Below are 18564 nucleotides of genomic sequence, written 5' to 3'. Positions count from 1 at the left end.
AGGGATTAGGCCAAAAACTAACTTTTGACCCAATCCCTTCCCTACGTTTAGTCAGGCCTAGTGCAAATTCAAAGTCTTTTCTTTATTGAAATTGGAATAATTAGGATAAATCCTAACAAAAAAATAGTAAAAATATATTAAATAATAAATGATTTTATGAAATTTTGAAAAAAATCTGTTATAATTAGCACGTTTAAATTTCTTTAATTGTTGGAAAGGATACTTTTTTGAATAAAATTATAAAAAATCTTGTTCCGGTTATTGTTTGCTGTATTTTAGGACTTATTTTTTATTTGCTATTCTCCTTTGTTTTTGGTTCAAATGAAACGAAAGTTAATCAAAGAACTGATTCAAGCTCGAAACAAGCAGCAAGTAAGCAAACTAAACAAAAGAAGAAGATCAGATTAGTTGCCTTGGGAGATTCATTAACACAAGGTGTAGGAGATACCACTAATAAAGGCGGCTACGTTCACCTGATTCAAGAAAAGTTAAAGAAAAATAATAAGTTAAGTGTCGCAACCGAAAATTTCGGTAAGGCTGGGGATCGCAGTGATCAGATATTAGAGCGGCTAAAAAAAAGTGCAAGTATGCAAAAGCAGTTAAGCAATGCTGATGTGATTGTATTAACTGTTGGTGGAAATGATTTAATGCAGACATTACAGAAAAATTTTACATCACTGTCTTCCGCTGATTTCACAAAAGTTATGGCAAGCGCAGAAAAAGTTTATACTGATAAATTGAATAAACTGCTACAGTCAGTCAGAATATATAATGCAAAAGCACCGGTATTTATTTACAGTGTTTATAATCCGTTCTACGTATATTTTCCAAGACTAACGCAGCTGCAAAAGTACACTAATGAGTGGAATAATGTGACCCTTCAAGTAATTGCTAAGAAGCGCAATATATATATGGTGCAAATCAATAAGCAATTGTCAGAAGGTCAGTATTTGGGTAAAACATCACAATTGAAGACGACGACCGTAACTGATTTAGATAAACTCAATGGGAATAAGCTTACACAAATTGTATCTAATAAAGAAGAGAAAAATAATTATTTATCGTCTGCTGACCATTTTCATCCGAATTTAAAAGGGTATAATTATATGACAGAACGATTGTATGCAGTAATGATGAAACATAAAAAAACTTGGTTGAATGAGGTGAATAATTAGTGAGTGAGTTGAAACGGCCAAAGAAAATAAAAACAAAGGCTAAGATAAATTATTGGAAGTGGGCGTTTGTTGTTTTGGCTGCACTTGTTTTGGGGACTACGCTATTTGTTTATAAACAGATAACCACACAATCTGTACAGCAAAAAGAAGTGATTGCAAAAACGGCTAGGACAGGTAAGTACACTACAATTAATGTGCAGATGAATAGAAAACAATTGAATGGTACAATTAATTATTATTTGAAAAAACAGCAGCAAAAAAATAACATTAGGTATCGTTTTTATGTTAGTGATTCGGCTGCTATTATGGTGGGGACAACCCAAATATTAGGGCAAAGTGTTTCGTTTTCGCTTTATACAACCCCTAGAGTCACAAAAGATGGTAATATTGTGTTGCTTGCAAAGGGTGTAGGGATAGGCTCTTTAAGCGCCCCGCCTTCTTTCATACTTAATTATGTGAAAAATCATTATAAGCTCAGTAAGGGAATTACAATTGATGCTAAAAAAGACAGAATCGGGCTTAATCTTAATAAATTTGCAACGGCAAAGGGAATTAGCATCAAAGCTAAAACCATTGATTTGAAAGATAATAACTTTCATTTTACTCTTTCAATTCCATTAAAATAAGGAGGTCTTTTATGCATCGCTTGAGTTTTTATCAATATTTGATGACTGAAAGAGATCCGGACAGTCATAAGGAAGTTGCACAATTTGCTAATAATGCTTTTTATGATCAATCCTTTCCAAAGCAGTCACAGATTTATGATGAACTATCACAGTATCTTGAATTAAACGGCAATTATCTGCCGTCAATGACTATTTTTGATGAAGCGTGGGAATCGTATCTTGATAAAATGAATTAAATTATATGTAAAGCTGAGGTAATAGAAGTGGAAAAGAAAGAGAACTCAAAAAAGCAACAAAAACAAAAGAAGATCAGGCGTAAATATAGCCTATTAACCTTGATTATAACCAGCTTAGTAACCCTGTTAATTGGTGGTGGTGGAGTTTTTTATTACATGAATCAAAAATTAACAGCGGCAACTGAAACAAATCAATCAATGAGCAAAATTGAAACGGTTTTTTCATCACTTTATAGTGGCTATTACAAATCTGTCAGCAAGCAAAAGCTTGAAAATGGTGCATTGTCGGGAATGGTTAATGCGCTTGGTGATCCATTTACGGAATACATGTCAAAAGATGAAACTGAATCATTGAACAATACAATTTCAAGCAGTTTTACAGGAATTGGTGCTGAGGTCCAAAAGAAGGGTGCTTATGTTCAAATAATTGCTCCGATTAAGGGAACTCCTGCTAAAAAAGCTGGTTTGCAAGCTGATGATATTATTTTGAAGATTGACGGTAAATCAATTAAAGGCTACTCATTGACCAAAGCAATCGCATTGATTAGAGGTAAAAAGGGAACAAGTGTTACATTGACTATTAAACGTGGTGACTCAACCTTTACCAAGAAATTAACAAGGGCAACAATTCCGGTTGAGACGGTAACTGGGCATCTTCTTAAGAAGAACAAAACGATTGGATACATCCAAGTTTCAACTTTCTCTGAAAAAACTGCTGCTGAATTCAAGGCAGAAATTAAGAGTTTGCGCAAGCAAGGGGCCAAGTCCTTCGTAATTGATATGCGAGATAACCCTGGTGGTTTGATGACTCAAGCCCTTATTATGTCTTCAATGTTTGTGAAAAACGGCAAGACAATCTTACAGGTTCAACAACGTGGTCAAGCAGCTCAAGTATATAAGGCTGGCAAAAAGTATGACAAAGGGTTCAAGGTTACCGAAAAAACGGTTGTCTTGATCAATAGTGGTAGTGCTAGTGCGGCTGAAATATTCTCTGCGGCCTTGAATCAATCGGCTAATATTAAATTAATCGGAACTAAGTCATATGGTAAAGGAACTGTTCAGACAACGCTACCCTTTACTGATAAAACAGAACTTAAGATGACAATTGCTAAGTGGTTGACGCCAGATGGTTCTTGGATTAATCATAAGGGACTGCAGCCTACTATTAAAGCCGATTATCCAAGCTATGCTTACCAAACAGCAATTAGTACAAAGAAGACGTACACTCAAGGTGAAGTTTCCGACCAGGTCAAGAAAGCCCAAGTTATCTTGAATGCTTTGAATTATAGTGTAGGATCAGCAAATGGTTATTATGGTGATTCAACAGTCACTGCTGTGAAGAAATTCCAGACTGATAATAAGCTGACTGTTAATGGCAATATAGATAAAGAAACGGTTAACAAACTTGAAGAATTAGCTGCAGAAAAAGTTGCTGACAGTGATAATGCACTTAAGACAGCTATTTCTCAACTTAATGGTAATTAACTTTAAGATTAATAATTCATGATGAATGGGCATTTCATTGTTCTCTTCAGCATTAAATAGCAGCGTCTTATCTCCATGAGAGATGGGTCGTTGTTTTAGTTTGTAATAAAACAATACTCGCACAATTTCATTTTTTTTGTTAAGGTTAAGGAAGATAGAGTTCTGATAAGAAATGTGTTTAATTGAATTCAAAAAGAAGTAGTTAAATTGTTGGAGGGAAAGTTTTGAAACGCTTTATAAAAAGATTTCATTGGAGCTATTGGATTTTACTTACATCAATTGCAGTTCTTAGCGCACTTTTTATCCGCTCATTTTTAATTACACCACTTCAAATTGATGGCAATTCGATGGAGCCAACACTTGAGTCAAAAGAAGAGGCTCTTGTAATGAATTTTGGGAAGCTCCAGCGATTTGATGTGGTTATCATCAGAATGCCTAATGGAGAGACCTATATCAAAAGGATTATTGGAATGCCTGGGGAACGTTTATCGTATAAAAACGATGTGCTGCGTATAAATGGTAAACGCGTCAAGGAGAATTTTCTAAAAAGAATACTCGCGGCCAAGCACCAACCGTACACATCAGATTTCACTTTAAAGGAACTAACTGGGAAATCTAAAATACCAAAGAATGAATACTTTGTACTTGGTGACAATCGACGAATAAGCAAAGATTCACGGACATTTGGGCCAGTCAAAGATAGTTGGATCAAAGGCCGGGCAATCATTGTTTATTGGCCGCTAATTAAGATTCGCTTGATTGGGCGATAATGTAATCAACATAAATTAGAGGGAGTGTTCCATAGGTCGGTGAATTTCGAGTTAGACGGAAATTTTGACTTATGGAACACGTTTATACGGAATAAATAATGAGGTTAGATCAAACTCTAACTTTTGACCTAACCCAATTAAATTAGTTATATAGCGAAAGGATTAAAATTTATGGCAATTATTCAATGGTTTCCAGGGCACATGGCTAAGGCTTTGCGTCAAGTCAAAGAAAATATAAAACAGGTTGATATTGTGCTTGAACTTGTTGATGCACGATTACCAGAGTCATCACGTAATCCGCAATTGGCTCAGATTCTGCAAAATAAACCAAGCATTTTAGTGTTAACAAAAAAAGATTTAGCAGATTCACAGACCACAGCTGGGTGGGTTAGATATTATGAAACACAGAAACAACCAGCAATTGCGGTTAACAGTACAGCCATCAGTTTAAAAATTATTGAGGAAAAAATTAAACAAGTGCTTGCTGATAAACTTGCATTGCAAGCAAAAAAAGGAATACTGCATAAACGTATTAGGGTAATGTGCATTGGTATTCCAAATGTTGGCAAATCGACACTGCTTAATCATTTGATTAAGAAAAATGTAGCTCAAGTCGGTAATCGTCCGGGGGTTACAAAATCACAGCAATGGCTTAAAGCTGGAAAAGATATGCTTCTATTAGACACACCTGGAATTTTATGGCCAAAATTTGAAGACCCAATGATTGGAAAAAAGTTAGCATTGACTGGTGCAATTAAAGAAACATTGTATGCTAAAGATGATGTTGCACTATATTTGCTTGAACATTTTCGGCAATTTGCTCCTGCAAGTCTTAAGGAACGCTATCACTTGGCAGACAGTGAACTATCACTTTCAACAGTGGACTTATTGCTGTTGATAACTAAAAAAAGCGGATTCAAGGATGATTATGATAAAGCAAGTGAAAGAATGATATTGGAGTGTCGAAAGGGTAAATTAGGTAAATACACACTTGATGCAGTACCAGAAAGTACTCAGAGACATGATGGATAAGAAAAAATCAATTAGTGAAATAAAGGCATTAATCGCTATCAACCCACAGCAAGATTTGTTGAAAGAATTAGCCGGTGATACTCGTAAAGGTGTGCAAAGTTTGTTGCTTCAATATGAAAAACGAAAAATTAAGAAACAAGCTGCACTAGAAGCATTCAAAAATCGTTTTAGCTATGAACGTGCTTTTTGGCAGGCTGGAAAGCAATTGGTTTGTGGGGTTGATGAAGTTGGTCGAGGACCGTTGGCCGGTCCAGTTGTAGCTGCAGCTGTTATTTTACCGCATGATTTTGGAATTGTTGAAGTTAATGATTCAAAGCAATTGACAAGAAAAACAAGGGAAAGGCTGTATAGTCAGATTATTGAGCAGGCACTTAGTGTCTCTGTTGGAGTTTGCGACAATTATCAGATAGACACCGTCAATATTTACCAAGCCGCACGCGTTGCGATGTTAAAAGCGGTTAATGGTCTCTCACGTAAACCACAACAGTTGATTATTGATGCAATGGATATCGATTCACCGATCGCACAAGTAAAGTTGATTAAGGCAGACTCAAAGAGTGTAAGTGTTGCTGCAGCGAGCATCGTTGCAAAAGTTTGGCGTGATCACCTGATGAATTTTTACGATGAATTATATCCACAATATGATTTTAAATCAAATGATGGCTATGGTACAAGGAGACACCTTGATGCATTGAGTACGTATGGGATAACGCCGCTCCACCGGAGAAGTTTTGAACCGATTAAGTCCAATTTCTAATCAAATGCGTATTTTTATAGAAAACACTTTAAAGGGTGATTCTATGGAGATAAAAGAGTTTATAATAAAATTGCATCTGAGCAATCTTCTCAGTGTTTCCAAAGTAAAAAGAGTATGTGACTGGGTAAAGAAATACCAAGCTATCCCAGACATCAAAAAATTAGAAGAATTGGCTGGAATTACAAATTTTCAACGCAATCTTTTTTGGAAAAAATTTAATTCGATTGAATTAGAACTTGCAGTTGATCGCAATTTGTATCATAGTAAGGCTATTACAATAATTGATTCTGTATATCCACAATGTTTATTGGAGAGTTACAATCCACCGAACGTACTTTTTTATCGTGGGGATTTATCTCTGATTGCAGATAAGCGAAAATTATTAGGGGTAGTAGGTGCGCGCCAAAATAGTACGTACTCAACAGTCGTTCTCGCAAAGCTGCTGCCAGCTGTTATCGCAGCTAAGATTGTAACTGTGAGCGGTTTGGCAAAGGGAGTTGACAGCCTAGCACATTTGTAGACATTTGCAGATTGTGGTAGAACAGTTGCAGTTATCGGGACAGGGTTAGATATTTTTTATCCTAGTCAAAATCGTGGATTGCAACAAAAAATTGCGTGTGAAGGACTGCTGATTAGTGAGTATGGACTTGGTACTGGTCCAAGAAAATTTCATTTTCCTGCGAGGAATCGAATTATTGCGGGGTTGGTGCAAACTTTATTAGTTGTTGAAGCCCGACACCACAGTGGTAGTCTAATTTCTGCAAATCTTGCACTACAAGAAAATCGCAATGTTCTTGCGGTTCCTGGTCCAATCAATTCTACCTTGTCTGTGGGTACCAATGAGCTCATTAAGGCTGGAGCAAAACCTGTCTTAGATGCGTTGGATATCATTGAAGAATTTCGAAATACTTGACAAGGCCTATGGTAATGGTCTAAAGTTATTAGCGATTTTTATATGTTAAAAAAAGATATTAAAAAGGAGCCTGGTCGATGCCTAAGACCCAGAAGAAAACAACAACAGCAAAACGAAAAATTAAGAAAAGCCTTGTGATTGTTGAGTCTCCATCAAAGGCTAAAACAATTGAAAAGTATTTAGGATCTCGCTACAAGGTTATGGCTAGTTTAGGCCATATCAGAGATTTACCGCGAAGTACAATGGGTGTTGATGTTGAGCACAATTACGAGCCCCATTATATTTCAATACGTGGTAAGGGTGATGTTATCAAAGAATTACGCAGAGAGGCCAAGAAAGCTGCACATGTCTACCTTGCAGCCGATCCGGATCGAGAGGGAGAAGCAATTGCCTGGCATCTTTCTTATCTGTTAGGTTTAAATCCTGAAGACAAGAATCGAGTTGTTTTTAACGAGATCACCAAGGATGCAGTCAAGAATTCATTCAAAAATCCGCGTGCAATTGACATGGATCTTGTGGACGCACAACAAGCAAGGCGCGTGCTTGATCGCCTAGTAGGTTATTCGATTAGTCCAATACTTTGGGCAAAAATAAAAAAGGGATTGAGTGCTGGTCGTGTGCAGTCAATTGCTTTGAATCTGATTATTAAACGTGAACAAGAGATTCGCGAATTTATCCCGGAAGAGTATTGGACAATTGATGCACAATTCCAAGCTAGCAGAACTAAATTTAATGCTGATTATTATGGTGTAAACGGCAAGAAGAATGAATTGCATAATAATGATGAAGTTCAGGAGATTATGCAAAAGATTGATAAAAATAAGATGTTTAGCGTGACGCGAGTTACACCCAAGGAGCGCAAACGCTTTCCAGCACTTCCTTTTACCACAAGTACAATGCAGCAGACAGCTAATAATTCACTTAATTTTAGAACTCAAAAAACGATGATGGTTGCACAACAGCTTTATGAAGGAATTAATATTGGAAGAGGAGGCGCAGTGGGATTAATAACCTATATGCGTACGGATTCAACCAGAATTTCTGATATTGCCAAGCATGAGGCCTCAGCTTTTATCCACGAAACTTATGGTGCAGAATATGCTGCGGTCAAACCGCGCAAAGGCAAGCTCGCAGAAGGTGCACAGGATGCACATGAGGCAATCCGTCCTTCATCAGTTTTGCGGACACCAGAGTCGCTTTCGGCATATTTGAACAAAGATCAGATGAAGCTGTATTCGTTAGTTTGGTCACGATTTGTGGCAAGTCAGATGACTCCTGCGGTTGTCGATACAATGAGTGTTGATATTGAACAGAATAAAGTAATGTATCGAGCAAAGGGTTCGAAGATGAAGTTTCCTGGTTTTACAAAGGTCTACGCCGAAAGCAAGCGTAAAGACAATATTCTGCCTGACTTAGAAGTCGGACAAGAAGTCAAATTGTTAACAAACCAGCCAAACCAGCATTTTACCCTACCGCCTGCAAGATATACTGAAGCTACGCTGATTAAAACACTTGAAGAAAATGGTGTTGGTCGTCCTTCAACTTATGCACCAACTATGAATACAATCCAAAAACGTTATTATGTGAAACTTGTTGCTCGTAAGTTTGAATCTACTGAGTTGGGTGAGATAGTAAATAACATGATCGTTAAATGTTTCCCAGACATCTTAAATGTTGATTTTACTGCTCAACTAGAAGATCAGTTGGACAAGATTGAAGAAGGAAAACAAGAATGGATTAAGGTTATTGATAGTTTCTATCAGCCTTTTGCAAAAGAAGTGGGTGCTGCTGAAGAAAAGATGGCTAAAGTCAAAATTAAAGATGAACCTGCAGGAATCGATTGTGATATCTGTGGCGCACCTTTAGTGATTAAACTCGGACGGTATGGCAAATTTTATGCATGTAGTCGGTTTCCAGATTGTCGCAACACAAAGCCTATCACAAAGGAAATTGGAGTAGTTTGTCCAGAGTGTCATAAGGGGCAGATTATTGAGCGCAAGTCAAAAAAGAATCGTATTTTCTATGGATGTGACCGTTATCCAAAATGTGAATTTGTTTCTTGGGATAAGCCAGTCGGTCGTGATTGCCCTAAGTGTCAGCATTTCTTGATTGAGAAAAAAACCAAGAAAGGAATGCTGGTTAAGTGTAGCAATTGTGATTACGAAGAGGAAATTCAAAAATAATAAAGTATTAGTAATTTATTATTTTTGAATAACTGATTGGGCACACCTCCATTTTTTATGCTAAAGTTATAGCATGATGTGGAGGTTTTTTTATGGAACAAGAATGGATAAAAGAATTTAAACAATATTTAGCGATAGAAAGAAGATATTCTGATAATACGGTCAAGGCATATAATGACGATTTAAAGCTCTTCAGTGATTTTCTTTTTAAAAATGGTGGTTCTTCATCTTTTGCGCAAGTAAATCGGTTTGATGTTCATGTTTTTATGAGTTTCTTGTACGATAAACGCTATCAAACGTCATCAATTGCTAGAATTATTTCGAGCCTGCGCTCTTTTTACAGATTCATGGAAAAAAATAGCTATGTTGAGATTAATCCTTTCGCTTATGTTCAATTGAAGAGGCATCCACGTGCTTTGCCACGCTTTTTCTATGAAAAAGAAATGACCGCCCTTTTTGATGCAACTGACGGAGATGAGCCAATTTTAATTAGAGATAAAGCATTATTAGAAACACTTTATGCAACTGGAATGCGTGTCAGTGAGTGTACGGGGCTAACTTTGCAAGCGGTTGATATGGGGATGCGCGCAATGTTATTACATGGTAAAGGAAATAAAGACCGCTATGTCCCATTTGGCAAGTATTGTCAAAAAGCATTAGAAAATTACTATGCTAAGGTGCGAACGCCGTTGATGGCAAAATATAAGAAAGAACATAATTTTGTATTTGTAAATCATTACGGAGACCCGTTAACGGCTGCTGGAATTACGTATATTCTAAAGAAGATTGTTAGCCGCAGTAGTTTAACTACACAGATCCATCCGCATGAGCTGCGACACACTTTTGCAACACATATGATGAACAATGGTGCAGATTTGCGTGCGGTGCAAGAGCTCCTGGGACATAGCAGCTTATCCACTACGCAAATTTACACACACGTTACAAAAGAACATTTACAACGAGATTACCGCAAGTTCTTTCCACGAGCATGATTTAAAATTTAGGAGGAATATAAAATGACTGGAATATCATTTCATGCAACAACAATTTGTGCAGTTCGTCATAACGGACATACTGCAATGGCTGGTGATGGACAGGTCACAATGGGTGAAAAAGTCATAATGAAAGGTACTGCGCGCAAAGTCAGAAGAATTTACAACAATCAAGTTGTTGTCGGATTTGCTGGCAGTGTTGCAGATGCTTTCAACTTAGAAGAGCGTTTTGAAAAGAAATTAAATGAGTATAGTGGTAATCTGCAGCGTGCAGCCGTTGAATTAGCACAGGAATGGCGCAGTGAGCAAGCTTTGCAGAAGTTAGAGGCTCTTTTGATTGTCATGGACAAAGATGAATTATTAATGGTATCTGGAAGCGGGGAAGTAATTGCACCTGATGACGATATTTTAGCAATCGGTTCTGGTGGTAATTTTGCTTTAGCCGCTGCAAAAGCAATGAAAGAACATGCTTCAATGATGTCTGCTGGTGAGATTGCTAGGGCATCAATTAATATAGCAGGTGATATTGATATCTTTACTAACCATAATGTAGTCGCAGAAGAACTTTAAGAAAAGAAAGGATCCTCTAGATGAACCCTATTGATAAAACACCAAAACAAATTGTCAAAGAACTCAATGCTTATGTCATTGGTCAAAACAAAGCGAAAAAAGCAATTGCAATTGCTTTGCGCAATCGCTACCGTAGAATGCAGCTTTCAGGAGAAATGCAAGAAGAAATCACACCTAAGAATGTCTTGATGATTGGTCCAACTGGGGTTGGCAAAACTGAGATTGCACGAAGGCTGGCTAAAATTGTTCAGGCGCCATTCATGAAAGTTGAAGCAACTAAGTTTACCGAAGTTGGATATGTTGGTAGAGATGTTGAAGCAATTGTTCGTGATTTGGTTGAAGTTTCATATAAAATGGAAGCAGATCTCCAATTTGATCAGGTTCGTGCAGAAGCTCGTGGAAATGCCAATAAACGACTAATAAAATTACTTGTACCAGCGATTAAAAAAAATAAAAAAGAAGGCGAAGAAGAAATTAGTTTTGGTCAAATGTTTGAAGAGATAAAAAGGGGCGAAACTCCCAGTCTTACACCTGTTCAAAAAGAAGTTGTCACGGAAGAAATTAAGAAGAAACGTCTCTCTGTAAGGGAAAAATTAAATAAAGGAATGCTTGAAAAGCAAGAATTGACTCTCGAAGTTGATGAACCTTCACGAAAAGCAAAAGAAGCCTCAGAGATGTTGGGTCAGATTGGAATTGATTTGGGGAATACTTTAAATTCTTTGGCACCAACGAAAAAAGTTAAACGGACTATGACTGTGGCACAAGCACGCACATATCTCACACGAGAGGAAGCTAGGAAACTCGTTAATACTGCTGACATTGCTGCCCTGGCAATCAAACGTGCGGAAAATACGGGAATTATTTTTATTGATGAAATTGATAAAATCACATCGAAAGCACAAAAGAATAGTGGTGAAGTGTCACGCGAAGGCGTTCAAAGAGATATTCTGCCCATTGTCGAAGGTTCACAAGTTCAGACGAAGTACGGTCTGATCAATACAGATCATATTTTATTTATTGCTTCAGGAGCTTTTCACGAAAGTAAACCGAGTGATTTAATTGCTGAATTACAAGGCCGTTTCCCTATCAGAGTGGAGCTAGATGAATTAAAGGCAGAAGATTTTGTTAAAATATTGACAGAGCCAAACAATGCGTTAATCAAGCAATATATTGCATTGATTGGAACAGATAATATAAAAGTTACGTTTACGATTGAAGCAATCCAAAAAATTTCAGAAATAGCATACCATGTTAATCATGAAAATGAAAATATTGGAGCTCGTAGATTGCATACCGTCCTTGAAAAACTATTGGAAGACTTGTTGTTTGAGGGACCAGACATGCAGATGGGTGATATTACAATCACAGAAGCTTATGTGCAAAATAAGATTGGTAATATCGCGGCAAATAAAGATTTAAGTCAGTATATTCTATAAACAGCGTTGGAAGAAGGGAAAATAAGATGACAGTTAGCTTAGAAAATGCATTCTTGAAGGTTTCTTTTAATGAACATGGTGGTGAACTGACAAGTTTATTTAACAAGAAAAATAAATTTGAATATCTTTGGCAAGCAAATCCCAAATACTGGGGGCGTCATGCTCCGGTACTATTCCCAATTGTTGGCAGATTAAAAGACGATAAATACTTCTATAAGCAGCAACAATATTGGATGACGCAACATGGCTTTGCGCGAGATATGGATTTTGAAATCGAAAAGAAAACCGATCAACAAGTCACCTTTTGTTTACATGCAAACAAGGTGACTATGCAACAATATCCATTTGAATTCGTACTGCGTATCAAATATGAACTTATGATTGATACTTTAAAGGTCAGTTATTTAGTTGATAATCCAAGTATAAAACAATTGCTGTTTTCTGTTGGTGGTCATCCTGCTTTTAATGTTCCACTGTCCTCTACAGAAGTATTTTCTGATTATCAGGTTGCAATTGCCTCTAACAGAACTCACCAACTAATTCAACTCCAAGGAAATTATAGTGATTCTCGTCATCCGCTTGAATTTACTGCTAAGAAGATTGATGTTACACGCGAAACTTTTAAAAACGATGCGGTTATTTTGAAGCTGGATGAAAAGGAGACTATGTTAACATTAACGACAAGCCAAGAAAAAAATGGAATTCGGTTTAATACTGGGAATGCACAATATGTCGGAGTTTGGTCGAAGTACCCAGAGAATGCACCTTTTGTATGTATCGAACCATGGTGGGGCTTGGCTGATGACGTAAATGCGAGTGGTAGGTTAACTGAGAAGGTTGGTTTGCATGTACTAAAAGCTCATGAAAGTTTTAATGGTTTTTATAAAATTCAAGTCTTTTAAAAAAATGCGATATAGTTTTTAATCCAACCTCTTATCAATAAAGAACTAACAGGATTGTGTTTTCTTGCTGGTAGTTTAAAACTAGATAATTTAATTTTTAATGCGTAATTAATAAGGGGCCTATCGCAAAAAGTCTTGCGGTAAGCCCCTATCTGTTGATTGAATAAAAATCTGCTGCAGATGATCAAAATAGTGTATTTTACTTTTTGTTTTTCTTCCTCTTGTAAACCAGCCCAAAAGGTACTAAATTCTCATTACCATTTTTAATGCGTGACAAGTTTCCTTTGTGTCGATAGAAAACAAAAATGGTTAGAATAATTGCAATAACTGTCAAAATTGGATCACGGAAGAATAGCGATAAGATTGTAATTAGTGTCAGTCCTACCATGCTTGCAATGCTGACCATACTTGAAAGGTACAACGTGGTTAGAAATATAAGCCATGCTATACCAAAGAATAATGGGCTATACGCGAGTAGGATACCAGCACTAGTTGCAACCGCTTTTCCACCTTTGAATCTAGCAAAGATCGGAAAAACATGACCGATAACCGCGGCACAGCCTATTATTAAAACATTGATATGAACTCCGAAGAGGTATGGCTGGCAGGCAGCAAGTGTTCCTTTGAGCATATCAATTATTAAAACGATTGTGCCTGCTTTTTTACCAAGTACCCTAAAAGTATTTGTTGTTCCCATATTCCCACTGCCGAATTGGCGAATATCCTTGTTGTAGAATACTTTACCAATCCAGATACCTGATGGAATTGATCCAAGAAGGTATCCTATTACTAACATTAATATAATAGTCGAATCCATTACAGATTGACCTCCTTTAGCTTAATACGACCTATTCTATCATTTTTTCAGTGCTATCTACAAATTTAATTTTACTTGGCTTACAGATTTAATAACTACTAAAAAAACAAGTGATTACTTTACAATTTATAATTTCATAGGGTATGATGTTCAAGTTGGAACGTATGAACGAGCATTAATTCAATACTCCAGAACGTAGAAGGGGTTTAATATATGAAAAAAACAAATTACAACGATGATTCAATTCAAGTGTTAAAGGGGTTAGAAGCTGTCAGGAAAAGGCCAGGGATGTACATTGGCTCAACTGATAGCCGTGGCCTGCATCACTTGGTTTATGAAATAGTTGACAATGCAGTTGATGAAGCTTTATCTGGATATGGTAAAGAAATAAATGTGATTTTACATAAGGATAATAGTGTCTCAGTGATAGATCACGGGCGCGGATTGCCTGTTGGAATGCATGCTTTAGGAATTCCAACTGTTGAGGTTATCTTTACAGTCCTTCATGCTGGTGGAAAGTTCGGTCAGGGTGGCTACAAGACTTCCGGTGGTCTGCATGGAGTCGGTGCCAGTGTCGTCAATGCCCTTTCTTCAAAGCTAACGGTTAATACTATTAGAGATGGTGTTGAATACGAAGAAGACTTTGAAGACGGTGGGAAACCCATTGGGACATTGCGCAAGATTGGAAAAACTAAAAAATCTAATGGTACTACAGTTACCTTCAAACCAGATGAAACTATCTTTACAACTACTAAATACAATTACGATACGCTTGCTGAACGACTTCGCGAGTCGGCCTTTTTATTAAAGGGCGTCCGAATTACTATTAATGATGAACGAACTGAACAAGAGGATATCTTTTACTTTGAAGAAGGGATCAAGGAATTTGTTGCCTATCTTAATGAAGATAAGGATACCTTGGGCGATATAATGTACTTTGATGGTGTCAAAGAAGGGATCGAGGTTGAGGTTGCCGCACAGTATAATGATGGTTATTCTGAAAGTATCTTATCATTTGTAAATAATGTTAGAACCAAGGATGGTGGGACACACGAAGCTGGGATGAAATCAGCTTGGACGAAGGCCTTTAATGACTATGCTCGCCAAGTTTCCTTGTTGAAGGAAAAAGATAAGAATTTGGAAGGTAGTGATGTCCGTGAAGGACTTGCTGCAGTTATTTCGATTCGTGTTCCAGAAGAACTATTGCAATTTGAAGGACAGACAAAGGGTAAGCTTGGAACACCTGAAGCACGTTCAATAGTAGATAGTGTTGTTGCTGCACAGCTTGGCTTTTACTTAATGGAGAATGGTGAATTTGCACAAGACCTTGTTAGAAAGTCATTAAGGGCAAGAGAAGCAAGAAATGCAGCGCGAAAGGCAAGAGATGAGAGCAGAACTGGTAAGAAAAAGAAAAAAGAACGTTTATTATCAGGTAAATTAACACCCGCTCAATCTAAAAATGCCAAAAGAAATGAGTTGTTTTTAGTCGAAGGTGATTCTGCAGGTGGTTCAGCTAAACAAGGGCGAGATCGTAAATTTCAAGCAATCTTACCGTTGCGTGGGAAAGTCTTGAATACTGAGAAAGCTAAGTTATCTGAAATTCTCAAAAATGAAGAAATTAATACAATGATTTATACAATTGGTGCGGGCGTTGGTACCGATTTTGCAATAGATGATGCCAATTATGATAAGGTTATCATCATGACTGATGCCGATACAGATGGTGCACATATTCAAACATTACTATTAACATTCTTTTATAAGTACATGAGACCAATGATAGATGCTGGGAGAATATATATTGCTTTACCACCGTTATACAAGATTCAAAAGAAAGTTAAAAATAAAAATTTAATTAAGTATGCTTGGACTGATGACGAATTGCATTATGCAACTAAAGAAATGAAACAAGGTTACACACTGCAAAGATTCAAAGGTTTAGGCGAAATGAATGCCGATCAACTTTGGGAAACGACAATGAATCCGGAAACAAGGACATTAGTGCGTGTCAAGATTGAAGATGATACATTGGCTGAAAAACGTGTTACTACCCTAATGGGTGATAAAGTAGAACCGCGACGTAAATGGATTGAGAAGAATGTTCAGTTTACACTGGAGGAAGATGGCAGTTTGTTGGATAATACAGTTGCTGCAGGAGCACATCATGTTGATGAAAAGCAAGAAGGAAGTGTTGAATAATGGTTGAAAACCAAGGTAGTAACATTCAGGAACTCTCACTTGAAGCTGTTATGGGTGAACGATTTGGTCGTTATTCTAAATATATTATTCAAGAACGTGCTCTCCCCGATATTAGGGATGGGTTAAAACCTGTTCAGCGCCGAATTTTATATGCTATGAATCAGGATGGGAATACTTACGAAAAAGCATTTAGAAAATCAGCCAAATCTGTGGGTAATGTCATGGGGAATTTTCATCCTCACGGTGATAGTTCAATCTATGAGGCAATGGTACGTTTGAGTCAATCTTGGAAACTCCGTGAGCCGTTGATTGAGATGCATGGAAATAATGGCTCGATGGATGGTGATCCACCTGCGGCAATGCGTTATACGGAAGCACGCTTAAGCCAAATATCTGGTGCAATGCTGCGTGATATTGATAAAGAAACAGTTGATTTTGTTCCCAACTTTGATGATACAGATATGGAACCAACTGTATTACCAGCTCGCTTTCCCAATTTGCTGGTTAATGGCGCAACCGGGATATCTGCTGGATATGCGACGGAAATTCCACCGCACAATCTCCATGAGACGATTCAAGCATTATTTTATTTAATGGGTCATCCCAAGGCCTCACTTGCTGATCTTATGGAATTTGTGAAAGGTCCTGATTTCCCAACGGGAGGGATTTTGCAAGGGATAGATGGCATTATTAAAGCCTATACGACTGGACATGGACGTGTTATGTTGCGTTCAAAGACAGAAATAGAATTTTTAAAGAGCAACAAAGAGCAGATTGTTGTAACTGAAATTCCTTATGAAGTAAACAAAGCAGTCCTTGTGAAGAAAATCGATGAGATCCGGTTGTTGAAAAAAGTTGAAGGAATTGCCGAAGTTCGCGATGAGAGCGACCGTGAAGGTTTACGTGTTGTAATTGAATTAAAGCGAAATGCCAATCAAGAAGGAATCTTAAATTATTTGTTTAAGAATACTGATTTACAGATATCATACAACTTCAATATGGTTGCAATTAATAACAGACGTCCTGAAAATGTCGGGTTAAAACAAATATTGACCGCTTATCTTGAACATCAAAGAACTGTAACAACAAGAAGGACTCAATTTGAGCTTAAAAAAGCCCGTGAACGTGAACATATTGTTGCAGGTTTAATTAAAGCACTGTCGATCTTGGATGATGTAATCAAAACAATTCGTGCAAGTAATAACAAAAAGGATGCAAAAGCTAATTTAGTTATTCAATATAGTTTTACCGAAGCACAAGCCGAAGCGATTGTCTCGTTGCAACTCTATCGTTTAACAAATACTGATGTAACTGCTCTTCAGGCGGAAGCAAAAGAATTGACTGATAAGATTAGACAATTCGAACTGATTCTGGCCAATCCTAAAGAATTGGATAAAGTTATTAAGAAGGAAATTTTGGCGATTGATAAGAAGTACACATCTGAAAGAAAAACTGTTATTCAAGATAAAGTTGAGCAACTAAAGATTGAAACAGAAGTCCTCGTTGCTCCCGAAGATGTTATTGTCATGGTTAGTAGAGATGGTTATCTTAAGCGAAGTTCTTTACGTTCATTCAATGCATCTGAAAGTACAGAGAATGGATTAAAGACTGAGGATACGGTTGTATATCAGGAAACCATCAATACACTTGATCATTTCTTTATCTTCACAGATAGTGGGAATTTGATATATCGTCCGGTCCATGAGATTCCTGATTATAAGTGGAAGGACACAGGACTACATCTTTCTCAATCAATAGGTCTCAAGCCCGAGGAGAAGATTATAGCAGCATATGCCTTTAAAGATTTAGAGCAAGCTGGTAATTTTGTACTTGCCACAAAAGAAGGGAATATCAAGCAAACTGCTTTTGCTGATTTAAAACCTAGCAGAACTTACAGATCTAGGGCAAGTCAGAGTATGAAGTTGAAATCTGTTACGGATAAATTAATTTTGGTTAATTATGTACAATCAGAACAGATTAATGCAAAGTATGTCCTTGCGATTACACACGGTGGATATGGACTAAGGTACTCATTATCCGACGTTCCTGTGTCTGGTGCTAAAGCTGCTGGGGTTAAGGCCATGGATTTGCGGGATGACTTTATTGTTTCAGTTTTACTAGTAATGGGTTCTGAACAGGTTGGGATTCTTACACAAAGGGGTGCATTTAAGCGTATGTCGGTAGCTGAAGTGTCTCCTACGACTAGGGCAAGACGTGGCGTTCAAGTTTTACGAGAATTAAAAAGAAATCCGCATCGTATCGAGTTTGTTTCCCTGTTATCAGAAAAAGAGCCTCGTGCTCTGATTATAATTACAGATAAACGGGAAATGGTAACAATCAATCCATTTGAACATCCTATGGGTGACCGTTATTCGAATGGATCGTTCGTAATTGATACTGCTACGCAAGGCAACCCAAATCGAATTGTAGTAATTAAAGAGAATAAAGAAAAATAATTAATGGTTCTGTTA

General features: G+C 37.2%; 15 protein-coding genes and 1 pseudogene. 15 read left to right on the top strand and 1 reads right to left on the bottom strand.

Annotated features, from left to right (window positions below; all coding sequences use genetic code 11):
* Window positions 1–227: 227 nt before the first annotated feature.
* The 13 genes and pseudogenes from ABF682_RS04525 (at window position 228) to ABF682_RS04465 (ending at window position 13077) form a co-directional block, all read left to right on the top strand.
* Window positions 228–1175, top strand: coding sequence for an SGNH/GDSL hydrolase family protein (locus ABF682_RS04525; RefSeq protein WP_415619124.1), 948 nt, complete (start codon window positions 228–230; stop codon window positions 1173–1175).
* A complete protein-coding gene (locus tag ABF682_RS04520) occupies window positions 1175–1801 on the top strand; it encodes a YpmS family protein (RefSeq protein ID WP_289976972.1) in 627 nt (208 codons plus the stop codon). The genes ABF682_RS04525 and ABF682_RS04520 overlap by 1 nt, the downstream gene beginning before the upstream one ends.
* 11 nt (window positions 1802–1812) lie before the next feature.
* Window positions 1813–2037 carry a YozE family protein gene (locus ABF682_RS04515; RefSeq protein WP_289976969.1) on the top strand — a complete coding sequence of 75 codons (225 nt, stop codon included), beginning with the start codon at window positions 1813–1815 and terminating at the stop codon, window positions 2035–2037.
* A 21-nt stretch (window positions 2038–2058) separates the two neighbouring features.
* Complete coding sequence (locus ABF682_RS04510) at window positions 2059–3522, top strand: S41 family peptidase (RefSeq protein ID WP_415619177.1); 1464 nt, start codon at window positions 2059–2061, stop codon at window positions 3520–3522.
* A gap of 224 nt (window positions 3523–3746) precedes the next feature.
* Window positions 3747–4292 carry a signal peptidase I gene (gene lepB, locus ABF682_RS04505; RefSeq protein WP_289976964.1) on the top strand — a complete coding sequence of 182 codons (546 nt, stop codon included), beginning with the start codon at window positions 3747–3749 and terminating at the stop codon, window positions 4290–4292.
* Between the two features lie 171 nt (window positions 4293–4463).
* Entirely contained in the window at window positions 4464–5324 is an 861-nt protein-coding gene (ylqF, locus tag ABF682_RS04500; RefSeq protein ID WP_415619123.1) for a ribosome biogenesis GTPase YlqF, read from the top strand.
* Window positions 5314–6081 carry a ribonuclease HII gene (locus ABF682_RS04495; protein WP_289977697.1) on the top strand — a complete coding sequence of 256 codons (768 nt, stop codon included), beginning with the start codon at window positions 5314–5316 and terminating at the stop codon, window positions 6079–6081. The genes ylqF and ABF682_RS04495 overlap by 11 nt, the downstream gene beginning before the upstream one ends.
* A gap of 43 nt (window positions 6082–6124) precedes the next feature.
* Window positions 6125–6994: pseudogene (gene dprA, locus ABF682_RS04490) on the top strand (DNA-processing protein DprA).
* A 77-nt stretch (window positions 6995–7071) separates the two neighbouring features.
* On the top strand, window positions 7072–9177 hold the full coding sequence (topA, locus tag ABF682_RS04485) for a type I DNA topoisomerase (protein WP_415619122.1): 2106 nt from the start codon (window positions 7072–7074) through the stop codon (window positions 9175–9177).
* A gap of 92 nt (window positions 9178–9269) precedes the next feature.
* Window positions 9270–10169, top strand: a complete 900-nt coding sequence (gene xerC, locus ABF682_RS04480; protein WP_415619121.1) for a tyrosine recombinase XerC — start codon at window positions 9270–9272, stop codon at window positions 10167–10169.
* A 24-nt stretch (window positions 10170–10193) separates the two neighbouring features.
* Entirely contained in the window at window positions 10194–10739 is a 546-nt protein-coding gene (gene hslV, locus ABF682_RS04475; RefSeq protein WP_415619120.1) for an ATP-dependent protease subunit HslV, read from the top strand.
* Between the two features lie 20 nt (window positions 10740–10759).
* Window positions 10760–12175 carry an ATP-dependent protease ATPase subunit HslU gene (hslU, locus tag ABF682_RS04470; protein ID WP_289976950.1) on the top strand — a complete coding sequence of 472 codons (1416 nt, stop codon included), beginning with the start codon at window positions 10760–10762 and terminating at the stop codon, window positions 12173–12175.
* Between the two features lie 26 nt (window positions 12176–12201).
* Entirely contained in the window at window positions 12202–13077 is an 876-nt protein-coding gene (locus ABF682_RS04465) for an aldose 1-epimerase family protein (protein WP_415619119.1), read from the top strand.
* Window positions 13078–13276: 199 nt separating this feature from the next.
* On the opposite strand, the gene plsY is transcribed toward ABF682_RS04465, so the two are convergent.
* Window positions 13277–13894 carry a glycerol-3-phosphate 1-O-acyltransferase PlsY gene (gene plsY, locus ABF682_RS04460; RefSeq protein ID WP_415619118.1) on the bottom strand — a complete coding sequence of 206 codons (618 nt, stop codon included), beginning with the start codon at window positions 13892–13894 and terminating at the stop codon, window positions 13277–13279.
* Window positions 13895–14107: 213 nt separating this feature from the next.
* Between plsY and parE the strand changes: the two genes are divergently transcribed.
* Together parE and parC are read left to right on the top strand one after the other, a co-directional pair.
* The gene (gene parE / locus ABF682_RS04455) at window positions 14108–16093 is read left to right on the top strand and encodes a DNA topoisomerase IV subunit B (protein ID WP_415619117.1); all 1986 of its coding nucleotides are present in this window, start codon (window positions 14108–14110) and stop codon (window positions 16091–16093) included.
* Window positions 16093–18549 (top strand): DNA topoisomerase IV subunit A, encoded by a 2457-nt coding sequence (gene parC, locus ABF682_RS04450; protein WP_415619116.1) that lies wholly within the window; start codon window positions 16093–16095, stop codon window positions 18547–18549. The genes parE and parC overlap by 1 nt, the downstream gene beginning before the upstream one ends.
* The last annotated feature ends 15 nt before the right edge of the window (window positions 18550–18564 follow it).

The sequence above is a fragment of the Liquorilactobacillus sp. genome, from assembly GCF_047719775.1.
Taxonomy (GTDB): domain Bacteria; phylum Bacillota; class Bacilli; order Lactobacillales; family Lactobacillaceae; genus Liquorilactobacillus.
The sequence above is the reverse complement of the archived record's forward strand: the minus strand, read 5'-3'. Positions and strand labels throughout refer to the sequence as shown.

What these genes read in the sequence shown, in the direction of transcription:
- ABF682_RS04515 (WP_289976969.1), top strand. Translation starts at nt 1,813, where the DNA reads ATGCATCGCTTGAGTTTTTATCAATATTTGATGACTGAAAGAGATCCG.
- ylqF (WP_415619123.1), top strand. Translation starts at nt 4,464, where the DNA reads ATGGCAATTATTCAATGGTTTCCAGGGCACATGGCTAAGGCTTTGCGT.
- ABF682_RS04495 (WP_289977697.1), top strand. Translation starts at nt 5,314, where the DNA reads ATGATGGATAAGAAAAAATCAATTAGTGAAATAAAGGCATTAATCGCT.
- topA (WP_415619122.1), top strand. Translation starts at nt 7,072, where the DNA reads ATGCCTAAGACCCAGAAGAAAACAACAACAGCAAAACGAAAAATTAAG.
- xerC (WP_415619121.1), top strand. Translation starts at nt 9,270, where the DNA reads ATGGAACAAGAATGGATAAAAGAATTTAAACAATATTTAGCGATAGAA.
- hslV (WP_415619120.1), top strand. Translation starts at nt 10,194, where the DNA reads ATGACTGGAATATCATTTCATGCAACAACAATTTGTGCAGTTCGTCAT.
- hslU (WP_289976950.1), top strand. Translation starts at nt 10,760, where the DNA reads ATGAACCCTATTGATAAAACACCAAAACAAATTGTCAAAGAACTCAAT.
- ABF682_RS04465 (WP_415619119.1), top strand. Translation starts at nt 12,202, where the DNA reads ATGACAGTTAGCTTAGAAAATGCATTCTTGAAGGTTTCTTTTAATGAA.
- plsY (WP_415619118.1), bottom strand. Translation starts at nt 13,894, where the DNA reads ATGGATTCGACTATTATATTAATGTTAGTAATAGGATACCTTCTTGGA.
- parE (WP_415619117.1), top strand. Translation starts at nt 14,108, where the DNA reads ATGAAAAAAACAAATTACAACGATGATTCAATTCAAGTGTTAAAGGGG.
- parC (WP_415619116.1), top strand. Translation starts at nt 16,093, where the DNA reads ATGGTTGAAAACCAAGGTAGTAACATTCAGGAACTCTCACTTGAAGCT.